At 58.7% G+C, this 16,892-nt stretch carries 15 protein-coding genes; 12 read left to right on the plus strand and 3 right to left on the minus strand.

Features of this window, described 5'->3' with window-relative positions:
• The first annotated feature begins 11 nt into the window (after window positions 1-11).
• The 3 genes from phnD (at window position 12) to phnE (KVT28_RS00080) (ending at window position 2,918) form a co-directional block, all read left to right on the plus strand.
• Window positions 12-938, plus strand: a complete 927-nt coding sequence (phnD, locus tag KVT28_RS00070; protein WP_110868351.1) for a phosphonate ABC transporter substrate-binding protein — start codon at window positions 12-14, stop codon at window positions 936-938.
• Between the two features lie 235 nt (window positions 939-1,173).
• Complete coding sequence (gene phnE, locus KVT28_RS00075; RefSeq protein ID WP_217546243.1) at window positions 1,174-2,037, plus strand: phosphonate ABC transporter, permease protein PhnE; 864 nt, start codon at window positions 1,174-1,176, stop codon at window positions 2,035-2,037.
• Complete coding sequence (phnE, locus tag KVT28_RS00080; RefSeq protein WP_217546245.1) at window positions 2,034-2,918, plus strand: phosphonate ABC transporter, permease protein PhnE; 885 nt, start codon at window positions 2,034-2,036, stop codon at window positions 2,916-2,918. The genes phnE (KVT28_RS00075) and phnE (KVT28_RS00080) overlap by 4 nt, the downstream gene beginning before the upstream one ends.
• Here phnE (KVT28_RS00080) and KVT28_RS00085 read toward each other — a convergent pair.
• Entirely contained in the window at window positions 2,872-5,460 is a 2,589-nt protein-coding gene (locus tag KVT28_RS00085; protein WP_217546248.1) for an ATP-binding protein, read from the minus strand. The two genes, phnE (KVT28_RS00080) and KVT28_RS00085, sit on opposite strands and share 47 nt — an antisense overlap.
• 144 nt (window positions 5,461-5,604) lie before the next feature.
• On the opposite strand from KVT28_RS00085, the gene KVT28_RS00090 reads away from it, so the two are divergent.
• The 6 genes from KVT28_RS00090 to KVT28_RS00115 all read left to right on the plus strand — a co-directional run bounded on the left by KVT28_RS00090 (window position 5,605) and on the right by KVT28_RS00115 (window position 11,958).
• Window positions 5,605-7,110 (plus strand): sugar ABC transporter ATP-binding protein, encoded by a 1,506-nt coding sequence (locus KVT28_RS00090; protein ID WP_101762810.1) that lies wholly within the window; start codon window positions 5,605-5,607, stop codon window positions 7,108-7,110.
• A gap of 10 nt (window positions 7,111-7,120) precedes the next feature.
• Window positions 7,121-8,104 carry a ribose ABC transporter permease gene (locus KVT28_RS00095; protein ID WP_101762809.1) on the plus strand — a complete coding sequence of 328 codons (984 nt, stop codon included), beginning with the start codon at window positions 7,121-7,123 and terminating at the stop codon, window positions 8,102-8,104.
• Between the two features lie 183 nt (window positions 8,105-8,287).
• Window positions 8,288-9,226, plus strand: coding sequence for an ABC transporter substrate-binding protein (locus KVT28_RS00100; protein ID WP_101762808.1), 939 nt, complete (start codon window positions 8,288-8,290; stop codon window positions 9,224-9,226).
• Between the two features lie 122 nt (window positions 9,227-9,348).
• A complete protein-coding gene (locus KVT28_RS00105) occupies window positions 9,349-10,032 on the plus strand; it encodes a D-lyxose/D-mannose family sugar isomerase (RefSeq protein ID WP_101762807.1) in 684 nt (227 codons plus the stop codon).
• Window positions 10,033-10,043: 11 nt separating this feature from the next.
• A complete protein-coding gene (locus tag KVT28_RS00110; RefSeq protein ID WP_192411582.1) occupies window positions 10,044-10,904 on the plus strand; it encodes a ketose 1,6-bisphosphate aldolase in 861 nt (286 codons plus the stop codon).
• A 4-nt stretch (window positions 10,905-10,908) separates the two neighbouring features.
• Window positions 10,909-11,958 (plus strand): carbohydrate kinase family protein, encoded by a 1,050-nt coding sequence (locus tag KVT28_RS00115; protein ID WP_217546250.1) that lies wholly within the window; start codon window positions 10,909-10,911, stop codon window positions 11,956-11,958.
• Here the strand turns inward: KVT28_RS00115 and KVT28_RS00120 are convergent.
• Window positions 11,895-12,641, minus strand: a complete 747-nt coding sequence (locus KVT28_RS00120) for a response regulator (protein WP_217546253.1) — start codon at window positions 12,639-12,641, stop codon at window positions 11,895-11,897. The two genes, KVT28_RS00115 and KVT28_RS00120, sit on opposite strands and share 64 nt — an antisense overlap.
• Window positions 12,642-12,721: 80 nt before the next feature.
• Between KVT28_RS00120 and KVT28_RS00125 the strand changes: the two genes are divergently transcribed.
• From KVT28_RS00125 to KVT28_RS00135, 3 genes are all read left to right on the plus strand, one after another.
• Window positions 12,722-12,991 carry a hypothetical protein gene (locus KVT28_RS00125; RefSeq protein ID WP_137386057.1) on the plus strand — a complete coding sequence of 90 codons (270 nt, stop codon included), beginning with the start codon at window positions 12,722-12,724 and terminating at the stop codon, window positions 12,989-12,991.
• A gap of 61 nt (window positions 12,992-13,052) precedes the next feature.
• Entirely contained in the window at window positions 13,053-14,351 is a 1,299-nt protein-coding gene (locus KVT28_RS00130) for an NCS2 family permease (RefSeq protein WP_008105472.1), read from the plus strand.
• 168 nt (window positions 14,352-14,519) lie between these two features.
• Window positions 14,520-15,149 (plus strand): DUF4164 family protein, encoded by a 630-nt coding sequence (locus KVT28_RS00135; protein WP_254633431.1) that lies wholly within the window; start codon window positions 14,520-14,522, stop codon window positions 15,147-15,149.
• A 50-nt stretch (window positions 15,150-15,199) separates the two neighbouring features.
• On the opposite strand, the gene KVT28_RS00140 is transcribed toward KVT28_RS00135, so the two are convergent.
• The gene (locus KVT28_RS00140; RefSeq protein ID WP_110868358.1) at window positions 15,200-16,648 is read right to left on the minus strand and encodes an AMP nucleosidase; all 1,449 of its coding nucleotides are present in this window, start codon (window positions 16,646-16,648) and stop codon (window positions 15,200-15,202) included.
• Window positions 16,649-16,892 lie beyond the last annotated feature (244 nt).

Raw genomic sequence — 16,892 nt, forward strand, 5'->3', positions numbered from 1 at the left:
AAAACCTAAGAATGAAACTGACTTCTTTAGCTTTACTGACTATTGCGATGGCATTTGGCGCAAACGCAGCGGATGCACCAAAAGAGTTGAACCTCGGGATTCTTGGCGGCCAGAACGCCACGCAGCAGATTGGTGATAACCAATGCGTGAAAGATTTCTTCGATAAAGAGCTGCAGGTGGATACCAAACTGCGTAACTCGTCTGACTATTCAGGCGTGATTCAGGGCTTGCTGGGCAACAAAATCGACCTGGTGCTGAGCATGTCGCCCGCCTCATTTGCCTCGGTTTATCTGCAGAACCCGAAAGCGGTGGATGTGGTGGGCATCGTGGTGGACGACAAAGACGGTTCGCAGGGTTATCACTCGGTGGTGATCGTGAAAGCCGACAGCCCGTACCAAAAGCTGGAAGACCTGAAAGGCAAATCGTTCGGCATGGCCGATCCGGATTCCACTTCTGGCTTCCTGATGCCGAACCAGGCGTTCAAGAAAGAGTTTGGCGGCACGGTGGACGATAAGTACAACAACACCTTCTCCAGCGTCACCTTTTCCGGCGGTCACGAGCAGGACATCCTCGGCGTGCTGAACGGCCAGTTCGAAGGCGCAGTAACCTGGACGTCGCTGATTGGTGACCGCGAAACCGGTTATACCTCGGGTGCCTTTGGTCGTTTGATACGGATGGATCATCCGGATCTGATGAAGCAGATCCGCATTATCTGGCAGTCGCCGCTGATCCCGAACGGTCCGATTCTGGTGAGCAATAATCTGCCCGCTGACTTCAAAGCGAAAGTGGTGGCCACCATCAAGAAACTGGATAAAGAAGATCACGGCTGCTTTGTTAAAGCGGTTGGCGGTGCCCAGCACATCGGCCCAGCTACCGTGGCGGATTACCAGAATATCATCGATATGAAGCGTGATTTGATGAAGGGTACGCGCGGTTAATTTAGTTGGTGCTGGCTGTCACCTTCCTCGGTCGGTGCTGGCTGTCCCCCATCCCGGCCTTCCCCCACAAGTGGGGGAAGGAGATGCTGCCACATGCGACTTCGGAGCTGCATTTTGCACCATCTTCCTCCCCCACTTGTGGGGGAGGACCGAGGAGGGGGACAGCGAGCACAATCCAGCAAGCACCCTCCAACGAGCACCATCCAGCAAGTCCCCAACCAACAGGAATCCCCCCTTGACCGATTTCGAACACTACTACCAACGCATCCGCCGCCAGCAAAAGCGCGACTCGCTGCTGTGGTCGCTGCTGTTACTGGCGCTCTATCTGGCCGCGGGCAAGATGGCGGAATTTAACCTGCTCACCGTCTGGCAGTCGCTGCCACACTTTTTCGATTACATTGGCGAAACGCTGCCGGTGCTGCATTGGTCGGAACTCTTCTCCGATGTGAAAACCGAGGGATCGCTGGCTTACTGGGGCTATCGCCTGCACTACCAGCTGCCGCTAATCTGGGAAACCTTACAACTGGCGCTGTCGTCCACCATCATAGCTGTGGCGGTGGCTGGCGTGCTGGCGTTCTTCGCAGCCGACAACACCCAAACGCCGCGCAGCCTGCGCATGGCGATCCGCGCGTTTGTCGCCTTCCTGCGCACCATGCCCGAACTGGCGTGGGCGGTGATGTTCGTGATGGCGTTTGGCATTGGGGCCATTCCTGGCTTCCTCGCGCTGGCGCTGCACACCGTCGGTAGCCTGACCAAACTGTTCTACGAAGCGATTGAGAGCGCCTCGGATAAACCGGTGCGCGGCCTCGCGGCGTGCGGTGCCAGCAAACTGCAGCGCATGCGCTTTGCCTTCTGGCCGCAGGTCAAACCAACGTTTCTCTCCTACAGCTTTATGCGTCTGGAGATCAACTTCCGTTCCTCCACCATCCTCGGGTTGGTCGGTGCGGGCGGTATCGGGCAAGAGCTGATGACCAATATCAAACTCGATCGATACGATCAGGTCAGCATTACGCTGTTGCTGATCATTGTGGTGGTGTCGCTGCTGGATACGCTGTCCGGCTGGCTGCGTCGCCGCGTAGTGGAAGGAGACGTATCATGATCGCCTTAGCGCCGGATGTCGCCAAACTTAAGCAGGAGCATGCCGCCCTGTTTGCTGCGCAAAATCGCTATCTGCGGCGCGTTGCGCTGATGGCGCTGGCCATCGCGCTCTATTACCTGCTTTTTTTCGAATTCTTTGGCATTGAGTGGAGCCGTTTTCTCATTGGCTGCCAGCAGCTCAGCCGCTATTTCCTGCGTATGTTTGTCTGGCAGGATTTCCTCAACTGGCCGTTTGCTTACTACTTCACGCAAGTCGGGATTACGCTGGCGATTGTGTTCTCCGGCACGCTGACCGCGTCACTGATCGCCTTGCCGGTCTCGTTCCTGGCGGCACGTAACGTAATGCACGATCCGCTGATGCGTCCGATTGCGCTGGTGGTGCGTCGCGTACTGGATGTGCTGCGCGGCATCGACATGGCGATTTGGGGGCTGATCTTCGTGCGCGCCGTCGGCATGGGACCGCTGGCCGGCGTGCTGGCGATCGTGATGCAGGATGTCGGCCTGCTCGGCAAACTCTACGCTGAAGGGCACGAAGCGGTGGAGCGTTCGCCGAGTCGCGGTCTCAGCGCGGTGGGCGCGAACAGCCTGCAAAAACATCGCTACGGCATTTTCACTCAATCGTTCCCGACCTTCCTCGCGCTCAGCCTGTATCAGATTGAGTCCAACACCCGCTCCGCAGCGGTGCTGGGCTTTGTTGGCGCGGGCGGCGTCGGCCTGGTGTATGCCGAGAACATGCGTTTATGGAACTGGGATGTAGTGATGTTCCTGACCCTGATTCTGGTGGCGGTGGTGATGATCATGGATGTGGTCTCCAGCAAGCTGCGGAAGCGTTACATCACGGGGAAAGGGGTGCCGTTGTGGCAGCCTGCCGCGCGCGACTAAGCCGTTCACTGCGCTGCCAGGCGCGCTCCAGCGCCTGCACCAGCTGCGCCTGATGCCAGGGTTTTGCCAGCCGCTCACACAGCGGCAGCGTGACCTGCGTCTGGCGCAGATCCTGACCGCTGATCAACACCGTCGCCAGATGCGGCCACTGCGCCTGCGCCTGGCGAATCACATCCGCGCCGTTAATGCCGCCCGGCAGCATCAAATCACTGATTAACAGATCGATATCCGGCGTCTGGCGCAGCAGCCTCAGCGCGCTTTCGCCGTCGCCACACTCCAGCGTCAGATAACCCAGCTGATGCAGATGTTCGCACAGCGTTTGCCGCACCGTCGGTTCATCATCCAGCACCAACACCAGCCGATCGTTGCTGGCCTGCGGCACCAGCGGCGGCGGCACGCTGAGCGGTTGCGCCGCTTCGGGCGCGCGCGGTAATAACAGCCGCACGGTGGTGCCTTGTCCTGGCGCGGTTTCCAGCTCAATCTGGCCGCCGGATTGCCGCACAAAGCCATACACCATCGATAAGCCCAAACCGCTGCCGCTGCCGATGGCTTTGGTGGTGAAGAACGGCTCAAACACCTGTTCACGCACCTCGGCCGACATGCCGCAGCCGTGATCGATCACTTCAATGGTAACGCGATCGCGCTTGCCGTCGGCTTCCTGTTTACGCTGATTCCAGATACGCAGGCGGATTTCGCCGCTCTGCTGCGCCATGGCATCGCGCGCGTTGACCACCAGATTGATCAGCGCGTTCTCCAGCTGTCCGGCATCGATCCACGCTGGCCAGCCGGGTCGCTGCGCATCAATTATCAGCTGCTGGCCGGGCAGCAGCGCGTGCTGCAGCAGCGAATGCAGATTATCCACCAGCTCCACCACCGACACCGCGCGCGGATAGAGCGCCTGCTTACGTGAGAAGGCCAGCAAGCGCTGCGTCAGCTGCGCCGCACGGTCGGCGGCCTGACGCGCGCGTTCGATGCGGCTGGCGAGCGTGCCGGGCGGCAGCTGATCGACGGTTAACGCCAGGCTGCCAATGATCACCGCCAGCAGATTATTGAAGTCGTGCGCCAGTCCGCCGGTCAGCTGTCCCACGACTTTCATCTTCTGGCTGTGCAGCAGCGCTTCCTCCAGCGCCTTGCGCGTGGTGCGCTCCAGCACGGTATTTACCATGCCGCGCCGCGGCACCGGGCTGAAGCGCAGCTCCAGCGTGCGGCCATCCGCCAGCCGTACTTCCTGCGCATCGGCTATTCCGTTGAGCTCGACATCAACGCGTTTGAGTAGCTGCTGATAGTGCAAACCGCGATGCAGTTCACGCGGCGCGATGCCGAGCAGCTCGGCATATTGCGCATTCCATACCACCAGCTGACCGCTGTTATCGAACAGCGCAAAGCCGTCGCGCATGGCGAGAAAGGTCGATTCCAGCTGGTTGCTTTTCTCTTTTAGCAGGCGCGACGTGTGCGCCAGCGACGCTGTATTGCGCGCAAACACGTTGAAGGCGCGCGCCAGATCGCCCAGCTCATCGCGCCGCGCCAGGCCCGGCACGTTGACGCTCTTTTCACCCTGCGCCAGCCGCGTCATGGCGTGGGCGATGGCGGTCAGACTCGAACCGAGATTGCGGTAAATGTAGTAACCGGCGTAACCGGTGATCAGCAGCGCCAGCAGCATAAACAGGCCGATAAAGCCGATGATCGAATCCAGCTCTTCATGCGTCACCGCGCTGCGTGCGTCACTCTGTTGCGCCACCAGCTGCACGTAATGGGTGATGTCATCGTTGAGCATCGCCACCAGCGCTTTGATGCGATAAGTCGCGTAGGCGATGGCGATATCACTCTGCTCCAGCTGCTGCGCCACCGGCTGCAAATCCGTGCTGGTGGCGATCAGCCGCTGCACCTGGGTATTCAGCGCGCCGTTGAGCCTTAACGCTTGCCACTGACGCAGCACCGATTGCAGCTGCTGCACCGCGGCCTGTGGCGCGCTGGATTGAATCGCCACGCTGAATAAGCTGTGGGTTTGCTGACGCAGCGCGGCAGAAGGGGAATCGGTGCGCGTAAGCAGGTCAATGCGATTGAGTAACAGCTGCGATTGCCACAAGCCGCTCAGCATCACGTTGCGCTGCAGATGGCGCTGATGCCCGGCGCGCAGCAATTGATTAATGGTTTGTTCCAGCGTCTGGCTGCGCTCACGAATACGCGCTAGCAGCTGCGGCTGCTGTGCCGCCAGCGGCGCACTTGCCAGCAAGCTCAGCGACTGTTGCAGTTCCCGCTGCGTTTGCTGCAGGCGCGCCGATTCGCTCTGATACTCCAGCGCGCCGACCACCTGCGATAACCGCACCGCCGCAATGGCCACATTGGCGGTGTCGCGCGCCAGCGCCAGGCTGCCGTTCATATCGGCCAGCGTTTGTGCCTGCGCCTGTTCCTGAATGTGACCTGCGTGGCGAAATCCAAAAATCGCGACCAGGCTCACCGCCAGCGTCACTGACATCACCAGCAGATTAAACAGCAGCAGGCGACTGCGCGCGCCCGCGTGCCAGTGCAGACTGTGACTCATAGCTGCCACTCCTTACCGCTCAACTGCTGGCGAGTATAGAAGCGCGATCGGGGCGAAATATGACAAATATGAATGGCCGCTGACATTTTCCATTTATCTAAGCAGGTTTTACTCGCTGCAACCTTTGCCAGCAGGAGTCTGTAAATGGATGCCACACCGATACTCTCCATGCGGGGAATCACCCGACGCTTCGGCAACTTCTATGCGCTCAAGGGCGTGGATCTCACGGTCTGGCCCGGTGAAGTGCATGCGCTGATGGGCGAAAACGGCGCGGGCAAAAGTACTTTGATGAAAATTCTGGCCGGCGCCTATACCGCCAGCAGCGGGGAAATTCTTATCGACGGCCAGCCGTATGTCATAAAAGGCCCAAAAGAGGCGTTGGCGGCGGGCATCACCCTGATTTATCAGGAGATCAATCTGGCACCCAATTTGACGGTGGCGGAGAACATCTTTCTCGGCAGTGAAATCACGCGTGGAGGCCTGGTGAAGCGTCGCCAGATGGCGGAAGAGGCGCAGCGGGTGATTGATCGCCTGGGTGCGCAGTTCAGCGCCACCGATCTGGTGAGCCGCCTGAGTATTGCCGAGCAGCAGCAGGTGGAAATCGCCCGCGCGCTGCACCGCAACAGCCGCATTCTGGTGATGGATGAGCCGACTGCCGCGCTCTCCAACCGTGAAACCGAGCAGCTGTTTGCGCTGATTAAACGGCTGCGCAGCGAAGGCATGGCGATTATCTACATCAGCCATCGCATGGCGGAAGTGTATGAGCTATCCGATCGCGTGAGCGTGCTGCGTGACGGGCAGTACGTCGGTAGCCTGACGCGCGAGCAGCTTAACGCCAGCGAGCTGGTGCGCATGATGGTCGGGCGGCCGCTCAGCGATCTGTTCAACAAAGACCGCGATATTCCGCTCGGCGACATCCGTCTCGCCGTCAATCACCTGTGCGACAAACACAAAGTGCGTCCCAGCAGCCTGTCGGTGCGGGCCGGCGAGATTGTCGGGCTGGCGGGGCTGGTCGGCGCCGGACGCAGCGAACTGGCGCAGCTGATTTTTGGTGTGCATCAACCGAGCGGCGGTGAGATCTGGATCGACGGCGTGAAAGTGCAGATTCACTCGCCGCGCGACGCCATCGCACGCGGCATCGGTTTTCTCACCGAGAACCGCAAAGAGCAGGGCTTGTTCCTTGAACTGGCGGCGCAGGACAACATTGTGATGGCGACGCTGGAGCGCGATGCCAGCTACGGCCTGCTTAATCGGCGCAAAGGGCAGAAGATCGCCAGCGAGGCGATTGATGCGCTGAACATCCGCGTGCCGCATGCCCAGGTGCGCGCGGGCGGCTTGTCCGGCGGTAATCAGCAGAAGCTGCTGATTTCACGCTGGGTGGCGATTGCACCGCGCATCCTGATTCTCGATGAGCCGACGCGCGGCGTTGATGTCGGCGCCAAGAGCGAAATCTACCGCATGATGCAGCAGATGGCGCAGCAGGGCGTGGCGATTTTAATGATCTCCAGCGAGTTACCGGAAGTGGTGGGCATGAGCGACCGCGTTTATGTGATGCGTGAAGGCGCCATCGCCGGTGAGTTGAGTGGGGCAGAGATTAGCCAGGAAAACATTATGACACTGGCCACCGGCGCGCAGCCGGTTCAGGCCTGAGGAGAGCGCAATGACCAGTGAATCCGCACGCGTAAAAAGTCCCACCCTCAAGCGCGCGTTAATGAGTGACCTGCTGCAAACCGTCGGCATCCTGCCGATTTTGATCCTGATCGTGGCGGTGTTCGGCTTTGTCACGCCGAACTTCTTCACCGAGGGCAATCTGCTCAACATTACGCGTCAGGCCTCGATCAACATCGTGCTGGCGGCGGGCATGACCTTTGTCATTCTCACCGGCGGCATCGATTTGTCGGTCGGCTCGATGCTCGGCACCACGGCGGTGGTAGCGATGGCGGTGTCGCTCGATCCGGCGTTTGCGTCACTGACGATTCCGGCGGCGTTAGGTGCCGGGCTGATTATGGGGTTGTTCAACGGCATTCTGGTGGCGTGGGCGGGGCTGCCGCCCTTTATTGTCACGCTCGGCACCTACACCGCGATGCGCGGCGCGGCTTATCTGCTAGCGAACGGCACCACGGTGATCAACTCCGACATCAACTTTGAGTGGATAGGCAACGGCTATCTCGGGCCGGTTCCGTGGCTGATCATCATCGCCTTTGCGGTGATCGCGCTGTGCTGGTTCATTCTGCGTCGCACTACCTTAGGCGTACACATTTATGCCGTTGGCGGCAACGTGCAGGCGGCGCGCCTGACCGGCATCAAAGTCAGCGTGGTGCTGCTGTTTGTCTACGCCATGAGCGGCTTGCTGTCGGGGCTGGCCGGATTGATGAGCGCCTCGCGGCTCTACAGCGCCAACGGCAACCTTGGCGTCGGTTACGAGCTGGATGCGATAGCGGCGGTGATCCTCGGTGGCACCAGCTTTGTCGGCGGCATCGGCACCATCACCGGCACGCTGATTGGTGCGCTGATTATCGCCACGCTGAATAACGGGATGACGCTGATGGGCGTCTCCTATTTCTGGCAGTTAGTGATCAAGGGCGCGGTGATCATTATCGCGGTGTTGATCGATAAGTACCGGACGCGGCATCACGTGGGTTGAGTTATATCGTGCTTGCTGTCCCCCATCCCGGCCTTCCCCCATAAATGGGGGAAGGAGATGCTGCCACATGCAGCTTCCACACTCACATTTTGCAGCATCTTCCTCCCCCACTTGTGGGGGAGGACCGAGGAGGGGGACAGCGAGCACTCACCATAAAAACCAAAAAGCAGGAGAACATCGACTATGCGTTTTAATCCGATTCTAACCGGACTGCTGGCGGCTACGCTTCTGAGCGCGCCATTGGTGCAGGCCAAAGAGCTGAAATCCATTGGTGTGACCGTCGGCGATCTCGCCAACCCGTTCTTCGTGCAGATCACCAAAGGTGCCGAGCTGAAAGCGCGTGAACTGGCGGGCGACAAAGTCAACGTAACGCTGGTCTCCAGCGGCTACGATCTCGGCCAGCAGGTGGGGCAGATTGACAACTTCATTGCCGCTAAAGTGGACATGATCATCCTTAACGCCGCCGATTCCAAAGGTATCGCGCCCGCGGTAAAACGTGCGCGTGATGCCGGGATTGTGGTGGTGGCGGTCGACGTGGCGGCAGACGGCGCTAACGCCACTATCACCTCCGATAACACCGCCGCTGGCGCCATGGCGTGTAAATACATCTCCGACCGCCTGAAGGCCAAAGGCAACGTGGTGATCATCAATGGACCGCCGGTTTCTGCGGTGCAGAACCGTGTGGAAGGCTGCATGACCGAGCTGAAAACCCATCCGGACATCAAGCTGCTCTCCTACAACCAGAACGCCAAAGGCAGCCGCGAAGGTGGCCTCGAAGTGATGACCGGCCTGCTGTCGGCCAATCCGAAGATCGATGCAGTGTTCGCGATTAACGACCCAACGGCAATTGGTGCCGATCTGGCGGCGAAACAGGCTCAGCGCAATGAGTTCTTTATTGTCGGCGTCGATGGATCGCCAGACGGTGAAGAGGCGCTGAAACGCAAAGGCTCGCTGTTCGTGGCCACGCCAGCGCAGGACCCGCAGGTGATGGCGGCGAAAGCGGTGGAGATCGGCTATGACATCCTGCAGGGCAAGCCCGCGCCAGATAAGCCGGTGCTGATTCCGGTGACGATGATCGATCGTAACAGCGTCAGCAGCTATAAGGGCTGGACGGTGAAGTAAGCAGCCGCTGTCCCTCACCCTCACCCTAACCCTCTCCCATAAATGGGAGAGGGGACAAATAGCGCCCTCTCCTGCTTGCGGGAGAGGGCTGGGGTGAGGGCCAGCGTGGAAAGGAGGAGAAGATGCAACGCTCAGAAGTGAATGCGATCCTACAACGCACCCGCGAATTCTTTATGCGCCAGGATGTGCATCTGCCGCCGTGGGCCGATTACGGCCTCAGCCAGTGGCGCGCGCTCGATAAACATGACGCCGATGAACTGCTGGCGCTGCATCTTGGCTGGGATGTCACCAGCTTCGGCGCTGACGATTTCAATCAAACCGGTTTAACCCTGTTCACATTGCGCAACGGTTCGCGGGGTGGTCAGCCGTGGGCCAAACCTTACGCCGAAAAAATCATGCATGTGCGCGAAGGGCAGGTCACGCCGATGCATTATCACCCGCAAAAGATGGAAGACATTATCAATCGCGGCGGCGGCAATCTGATCGTCACGCTGCATAACCGTGCGGGCAATCAGCTGGCTGATACGGCGGTGAACGTCACGCTCGATGGCATCCGCCAAACCCACGCCGCCGGTTCGCAACTGCGTTTATCGCCGGGTGAAAGCATTACCTTGCTACCGGGCATCTGGCACAGCTTTTGGGGCGAAGAGGGCTACGGCGATGTGCTGGTGGGTGAAGTCTCGATGCCCAATGACGACGAACATGACAATGTGTTTCTCACGCCGCTGGCGCGCTTCAATCCGCTGGATGAAGATGAAGCACCACGCTGGCTGCTGTGTAACGAATATCACCGCTGGCTGGCCTAAAGGAGCCTGATATGGCACTGATTTCACTGGCGCAGGGTTTGGCCCATGCGCAACAGAACGGCTACGCGCTTGGCGCGTTTAACGTCCTCGACACCCATTTCCTGCGCGCGCTCTATCAGGCCGCTGAGCGGCAGCGCTCGCCGTTTATTATCAGCATCGCTGAAGTGCATTTTAAGTATGTCAGCCTCGAGCATTTGGTCGCCGCGGTGCGTACCGAAGCGGCGCTGCACGCTATTCCGGTGGTGCTGCATCTCGATCATGGCCTGCATTTTGAGGCGGTGATGCAGGCGATTCGCCTTGGCTTTACCTCGGTCATGTTCGATGGCTCGACGCTCAGCTATGAGGAGAACGTGCGCCAGACGCGCGAGGTGGTGAAGATGTGTCACGCGCTCGGCGTATCGGTAGAGGCCGAACTTGGTGCGGTGGGCGGCGATGAAGGCGGAGCGCTGTTTGGCGAAGCCGACAGCGATAAATTTACCGATCCGGCGCAGGCCGCTGATTTTGTGCACTCCACCGGCATTGATTGCCTGGCGGTGGCGATTGGCAATGCGCACGGCAAATACAAAGGCGAACCCAAACTCGACTTTGACCGGCTGGCTGCGATTCGCTCGACGGCCGGCATTCCGCTGGTGCTGCATGGCGGTTCCGGCATTAGCGACGCGGATTTCCGCCGCGCCGTCAGCCTTGGCATTAACAAAATCAATTTCTATACCGGCATGTCGCAGGCGGCGCTCGGGGCGATTGAAGCGCAGATCGCCCAACGCGATGCGCGCTACGACGCCTTTGCTGAGTTGTTGATGGCGGTAGAGCGCGACATCGCCAACGTGGTGGCGCAGCAGATGCAGGTATTCGGCAGCGCCGGGAGGGCATAATCGCATGGTGCGTAACGGAATCATCGGTGCCGGCAGCATGCTGGTGGATCACGTGCAGCGCATCAGCCATTGGCCGGAACAAGGCTGGCTAACCGAGATTCAGCACAGCGAGAAGTGCAGCGGCGGCGCGGCGCTCAACGTGCTGTTTACGCTGGCGCGCATGCAGCTGAATCTGCCGCTGGCGGGCGTCGGCATAGTAGGCGAGGACAGCGACGGCGACTACATCCTGCAACTGCTTGACGATCATCACATCGACCGCCAGTTTGTACAGCGCACCGCGAGCATTAACACGGCGATGACGCAGGTGATGACCACGCCGGATGGCCAGCGCACCTTCTTCCATGCGCGCGGCGCCAATGGCAAGCTCGATCTGGCGCACTTCGCCAACGTCTTCACGTCCCATCGCATCTTCCATCTCGGGTATTTGCTGCTGCTGGATAGCCTTGATGTGCCGGACGATGAATACGGCACGCGCAGCGCACGGCTGCTGGCGCAGATGCAGCAGCGCGGCTATCTCACCTCCCTCGATTTGGTGTCGCGCGTGGGCGAATATCGACCGCTGGTGGTGCCTGCGCTGCGCTGGCTCGATTATCTGGTGATCAACGAACTGGAGGCGCAATCACTCACCGGCATCAGTTTGCGCACGCCGCACGGGCTTGCCGCCCCCGAAGCTTTTGCCGAGGCGGCTACCTGGCTAATGCAGCAAGGCGTACGTCAGCGGGTGGTGATCCACGCACCCGAAGGCGCGTGGGGCCAGCAAGCGGACGGCGAAGAGCGCTGGCAACCGGCGTGGTGCTTAGCGCCAGAAGAGATCGTTGGCAGCGTGGGGGCGGGCGATGCGTTTTGCGCCGGTGTGCTCTATGCCAGCCATGAAGGCTGGTCGCTGACGGAAACGCTGAAGCTGGCGCACACCTGCGCCTGTTTTAATCTGCATGCCGCCAACGCGCTGGACGGCACGCGGCCATTAGCCGAGATGCAGCGCTGGATGGATCAGGCGATTTGCGTTTCGCGTGCCGAAGAGGCCGGACGCATCACGTCGGCGGAGAAAACATAGCCGAGACCGCGAATGGTGCGGATCAGGCTCGGTTGATGCGGATTGATTTCTATCTTGCGTCGCAGCCGCATAATCAGCACATCAATGGTGCGATCAAACACCTCAAGGCTTTCGCTGTGCGTCAGTTCGAGCAACTGATCGCGGGTTAATACTTTGCGCGCATGCGCCACCAGCGCGCGCAGCAGCGTGTATTCACCTTGCGTTAGCGGCACGCTTTCGCGTTGTGGATTGAACAGCTGGCAGCGCGCATCGTCGAGGCGCCAGCCGTTAAATTGCCAACCTTCATCCGCTAACGCTTCCGGCTGCACCAGCCGTCCGCAGCGTCGCAGCGCCGCGCGTGCCCGAGCCACTACCACGCGCGGATTGAACGGTTTAGCGATGTAATCATCCGCGCCCATCTCCAGCCCCACCACCATATCCGCTTCCGAACCCATGCCGGTCAACATGATCACTAGCAGATCGGGACGCTGCCGCTGCATCTGTTGCAGCACCAGCAAGCCGTTGGTGTCTGGCAGCATCATATCCAGCATCACCAGTGAAATTTCCGGGTGCAGCGCCAGCAGAGCCAGCGCATCTTTCCCCTGATGGCAGCAATAAACGGTAAATACATGTTCATTCAACACATCGTGCAGCAATTCGCACACTGCACGATCATCATCGACCACCAGAATCGCGGGCTTCATGGATGCGCCTCTTTTGTTACGAAAGGGTTAAAAGCAGTGTAACCCGATGTTTTTTACCTGCTGATTAAGGCAACAGAAACGTGAGCGCCATCGCCTGGCAGAGTGCGGAAGCGTGCAGTGCCGCACTCTTTTTGCCAAACCATCGTCAGGTAGGAAAACGATTGCGCGGCGCTGGTGCAATGCACCATAATCGCGCCTCATTCTGGTTCAGAATAATCTTAGCCGCAGCCGCAAATGAAAACGTAATCGATTGCGTAGGGGAGTGGCATAGCTATTGCTATATGGACAGGGGAAAGCGCAAGGTTTCACAACCTGTTGTCCAGTTTGCTTCGCTTTCAAAACAACAATAAGCATGTAAACCACATTGGCAAGGAGCGCGCGCATTCGTGCCGTCTCCGCTCATGAGAGATGATGATGTTAGAAAAACTCTTCAAACTAAAAGCGCACAACACCACGGTTCGCACCGAAATCATTGCGGGTATCACCACCTTCCTGGCAATGGCTTACATCCTGTTTGTTAACCCGAGCATTCTCGGCGCAACCGGCATGGATAAAGGTGCGGTCTTCGTGGCGACCTGTCTGGCGGCGGCGATTGGCTGTGTGTTAATGGGCCTGATCGCTAACTATCCGATTGCACTTGCACCGGGCATGGGCCTCAACGCCTTCTTCACCTATACCGTGGTGCTGCATATGGGTTACACCTGGCAAGTCGCGCTGGGCGCGGTGTTCTTGTCGGCGGTGATCTTCTTTGCCATGTCGCTTTTCAAAATCCGTGAGTGGATTATTAACAGTATTCCGCTGCCGCTGCGTGCCGGTATTGGTGCCGGTATCGGTCTGTTCCTGGCGATTATCGCGCTGGAAGGCGCGGGTATCGTGGTGGATAACCCAGCAACGCTGGTTGGCCTGGGCGACCTGACCAAACCGGGTCCGCTGCTGGCGCTGCTCGGCTTCTTCATCATTGTGGTGCTGGAAGCGCGTCGCGTTACCGGTGCGGTGCTGATCGGCATTCTGGTGGTGACCTTCATTTCTATGGGCATTGGCCTGACGCCGTTTGGTGGCGTGTTCTCCGCTCCGCCCTCTATCGCGCCAACCTTTATGCAGCTGGATATCGCCGGTGCCTTTAACGTCGGTTTGGTGAGCGTAATCTTCGCTTTCCTGTTCGTGGACGTGTTCGATAACACCGGCACCTTGCTGGGTGTGACCAAGCGCGCCGGTCTGGCAGATGAGCAGGGCAACGTGCCGAAAATGGGCCGTGCGTTGATCGCAGATAGCGCCGCCGCGCTGTTCGGCTCGCTGCTTGGTACTTCAACCACCACCAGCTATGTGGAATCTGCTGCCGGCGTCAGCGCCGGTGGCCGCACCGGCCTGACGGCGATTGTGGTGGCGATTCTGTTTCTGCTGAGCCTGTTCTTCTCGCCGCTGGCGGGCAGCGTACCGGTTTATGCCACCGCACCAGCGCTGCTGTTTGTGGCGGTGCTGATGGCGTCTGGCCTGGCGGATATTGACTGGAAAGATATCACCACCGCCGCGCCGGTAACCGTGACCGCGCTGACCATGCCGCTGACCTACTCGATCGCCAACGGTATTGCGTTCGGCTTCATCACCTGGACGGTGGTGAAACTGCTGAGCGGCCGCACCAAAGAGGTCAACCCGGCGCTGATCATTTTGTCGATTCTGTTTGTTATCAAACTGGGCTGGCTGAGCGCGTAAATGTTGCTTAACGGAAGCCCGCTCGGGCTTCCGTGTCTGCTGTTGCATCCCTTCGTTTATTTTCTGCGTGACACTTCGCAATCCTTTTTGATGCTCACTTTCCTTCCCTCTCAAAACAGCCCAGGCTTTGCGTGTTATTTAAACCTGCCCGCAAAAAATGTGCTGTGAATGGCGGGATCGTGGAATGTTAACGCTGCGCAAATCTGTTTCACTAACAGTGTGGTGGAAAGATTGAGCTGCGCGATGGAAGAGGATTCGGTGATGGATTACCCCATTAGCAATACAACTCGTGTGTTCCCACCGCTTATTTTTGACGTTGGTAACAAAGGAGATCACCAAATGGAACAACTCACCAAACGCGTTGAAGAGCTGGAAAAAACCACGCAGCAGATTCAGATGGATGTTGCTGTGCTAACTGCGCGTTCAGAGCATTTTGCGACTAAAGCGGATATCGAAAAGGTCAGAGCCGAGCAGGGCGTGATGCGTGTGGAGATTATGGGCGAGCTGGGGGCGCTTGAACAACGTCTCGATAAAAAGTTTGAGCGGATGGAAGACAAATTCGATAAAAAGTTCGAAAAGATAGATGAGAAGTTTGGAAAGATAGATGAGAAGTTCGAAAAAATTGATGAGAAGTTTGAAAGGATTGATGAGAAGTTCGACAGAGTTAATCAGAGATTCAATCAGCTGGAAGATAAAATATCTGCCTTCAACAACAGCATCACCTGGAAAATCATGATACCGACCGGCCTTCTGGTGCTGGCGTGGTTTGTGCAGAATATCGTTTTGAAAATGTCATGACGCGCTTTACTGCACGGTTCCGGCCCTTCATGGGCCGGAACTCATCATGATTACCTAAACGGCGGCTCGTTAAAGGTTCTCAGCTTCCTCGAATGCAGCTTGTCGCCTTCAGCTCGTAGCAGTTCTACCGCGCAGATGCCAATCTGCAGGTGCTCGGAGATTGCGCCTTCATAGAAGCGGTTTGCCTGGCCCGGTAGCTTGATCTCGCCATGCAGCGGTTTATCGGATACGCATAGCAAGGTGCCGTAAGGCACGCGGAAGCGATAACCCTGCGCGGCGATGGTGGCGCTCTCCATATCAACCGCTACGGCGCGGCTCAGGTTGAAGCGCAGCGCCGAAGCGGAGTAGCGCAGCTCCCAGTTACGGTCATCGGTGGTGACCACGGTGCCGGTGCGCAGGCGCTGTTTAACTTCTTCGCCGGGCATGCCGCTGACCGCTTTGGTGGCGTCATACAGTGCGCGCTGCACTTCGGCGATGCTCGGGATTGGGATATCTGGCGGCAGTACGCTATCCAGTACGTGGTCGTCGCGCAGGTAGGCATGCGCCAGCACATAGTCGCCGATGGTCTGGCTTTCGCGCAGTCCACCGCAGTGGCCAATCATCAGCCAGGCGTGCGGACGAATCACCGCCAGGTGGTCACAGATGGTTTTGGCATTGGATGGCCCCACGCCGATGTTCACCAGCGTAATGCCGCGACGATTCGGTGATGTCAGGTGCCATGCCGGCATTTGGTGCTTCTTCCACGCCAGATCGGACATCATCGCCGTCGGGTCTTGCGTATCGGCGGTGATCACCACTTCACCGGCGCAGGCCAGGCTGTCGTAAGGCGTGGTGGGATCCTGCACTTGCTCAATCGCCCAGCGCACGAACTCATCGACGTAGCGCGTGTAGTTGGTAAACAGCACGAACGGCTGAAAGTGCTCTACGCTCGTGCCGGTGTAATGGCGCAGGCGTGCCAGTGAGAAATCGGTGCGCAGGGCGTCAAAGTGCGACAGCGGGAAAATCGCATTGGCGTGGAACAGGCCGTCGGCGGTTTCATCACCGATTTGCGACAGTTCGGTGGTGGGGAAATGGCGTGCGATGCTGGCGCTCATTGAGCGGTCCAGTGACAAGCCGTCAATCACATAAGGATAAGGAATTTCCTGCTGTGAAGGCGCGACCTCAATCAGCACGTCGTACTCCTTCTCCAGCATCTGCAGCTGCTCGCTGAGATAGTGGCGCAGCAGCGCCGGGCGCGTGATGGTGGTGCTGTAGCTGCCGGTATGGGTAAAACGTCCCCACGCGCGGGTGCGATTTTGCTGCGGACCTTCACCCAGCCAGGTGATGCGCAGCTGCGGATAAACAAACAGCCCTTGCTGACGCGCGGCCTCATCCGGCAACTGTCCGGTGGCAGTGAAATCGCGAATGGCGTTGCGCAGCGCGTCAACGGCTGCGTCGTACAGGCGTTCTAGTTCGTCCAGCGCTTGCTGGCTGCTCAATCCGTTCCGTTGTGTATTCATGGGTTCTCCTTCAGAAACATGGACCGTTTTCACCAGAGCATAGCGGATAAACCCTTCGCTACGATGAAGAATCTGTGATCGACCGCATTCTGCACCATCACGGTGCTGGTGCGTGGCGTAACCGCGGCTATGTTTATGATCAGCAGGGATGTTACATCGCGTGTCTCCTGTTCTGGAGCGATGCCCGAGTAATAAATCGTCCACCTTCGCGGTATTGGCGAGCTTATTGCTTAGTTTTCAACCG

Origin of the sequence: Pantoea sp. GbtcB22 (assembly GCF_019091025.1) — a bacterium.
Classification (GTDB): domain Bacteria; phylum Pseudomonadota; class Gammaproteobacteria; order Enterobacterales; family Enterobacteriaceae; genus Pantoea; species Pantoea leporis.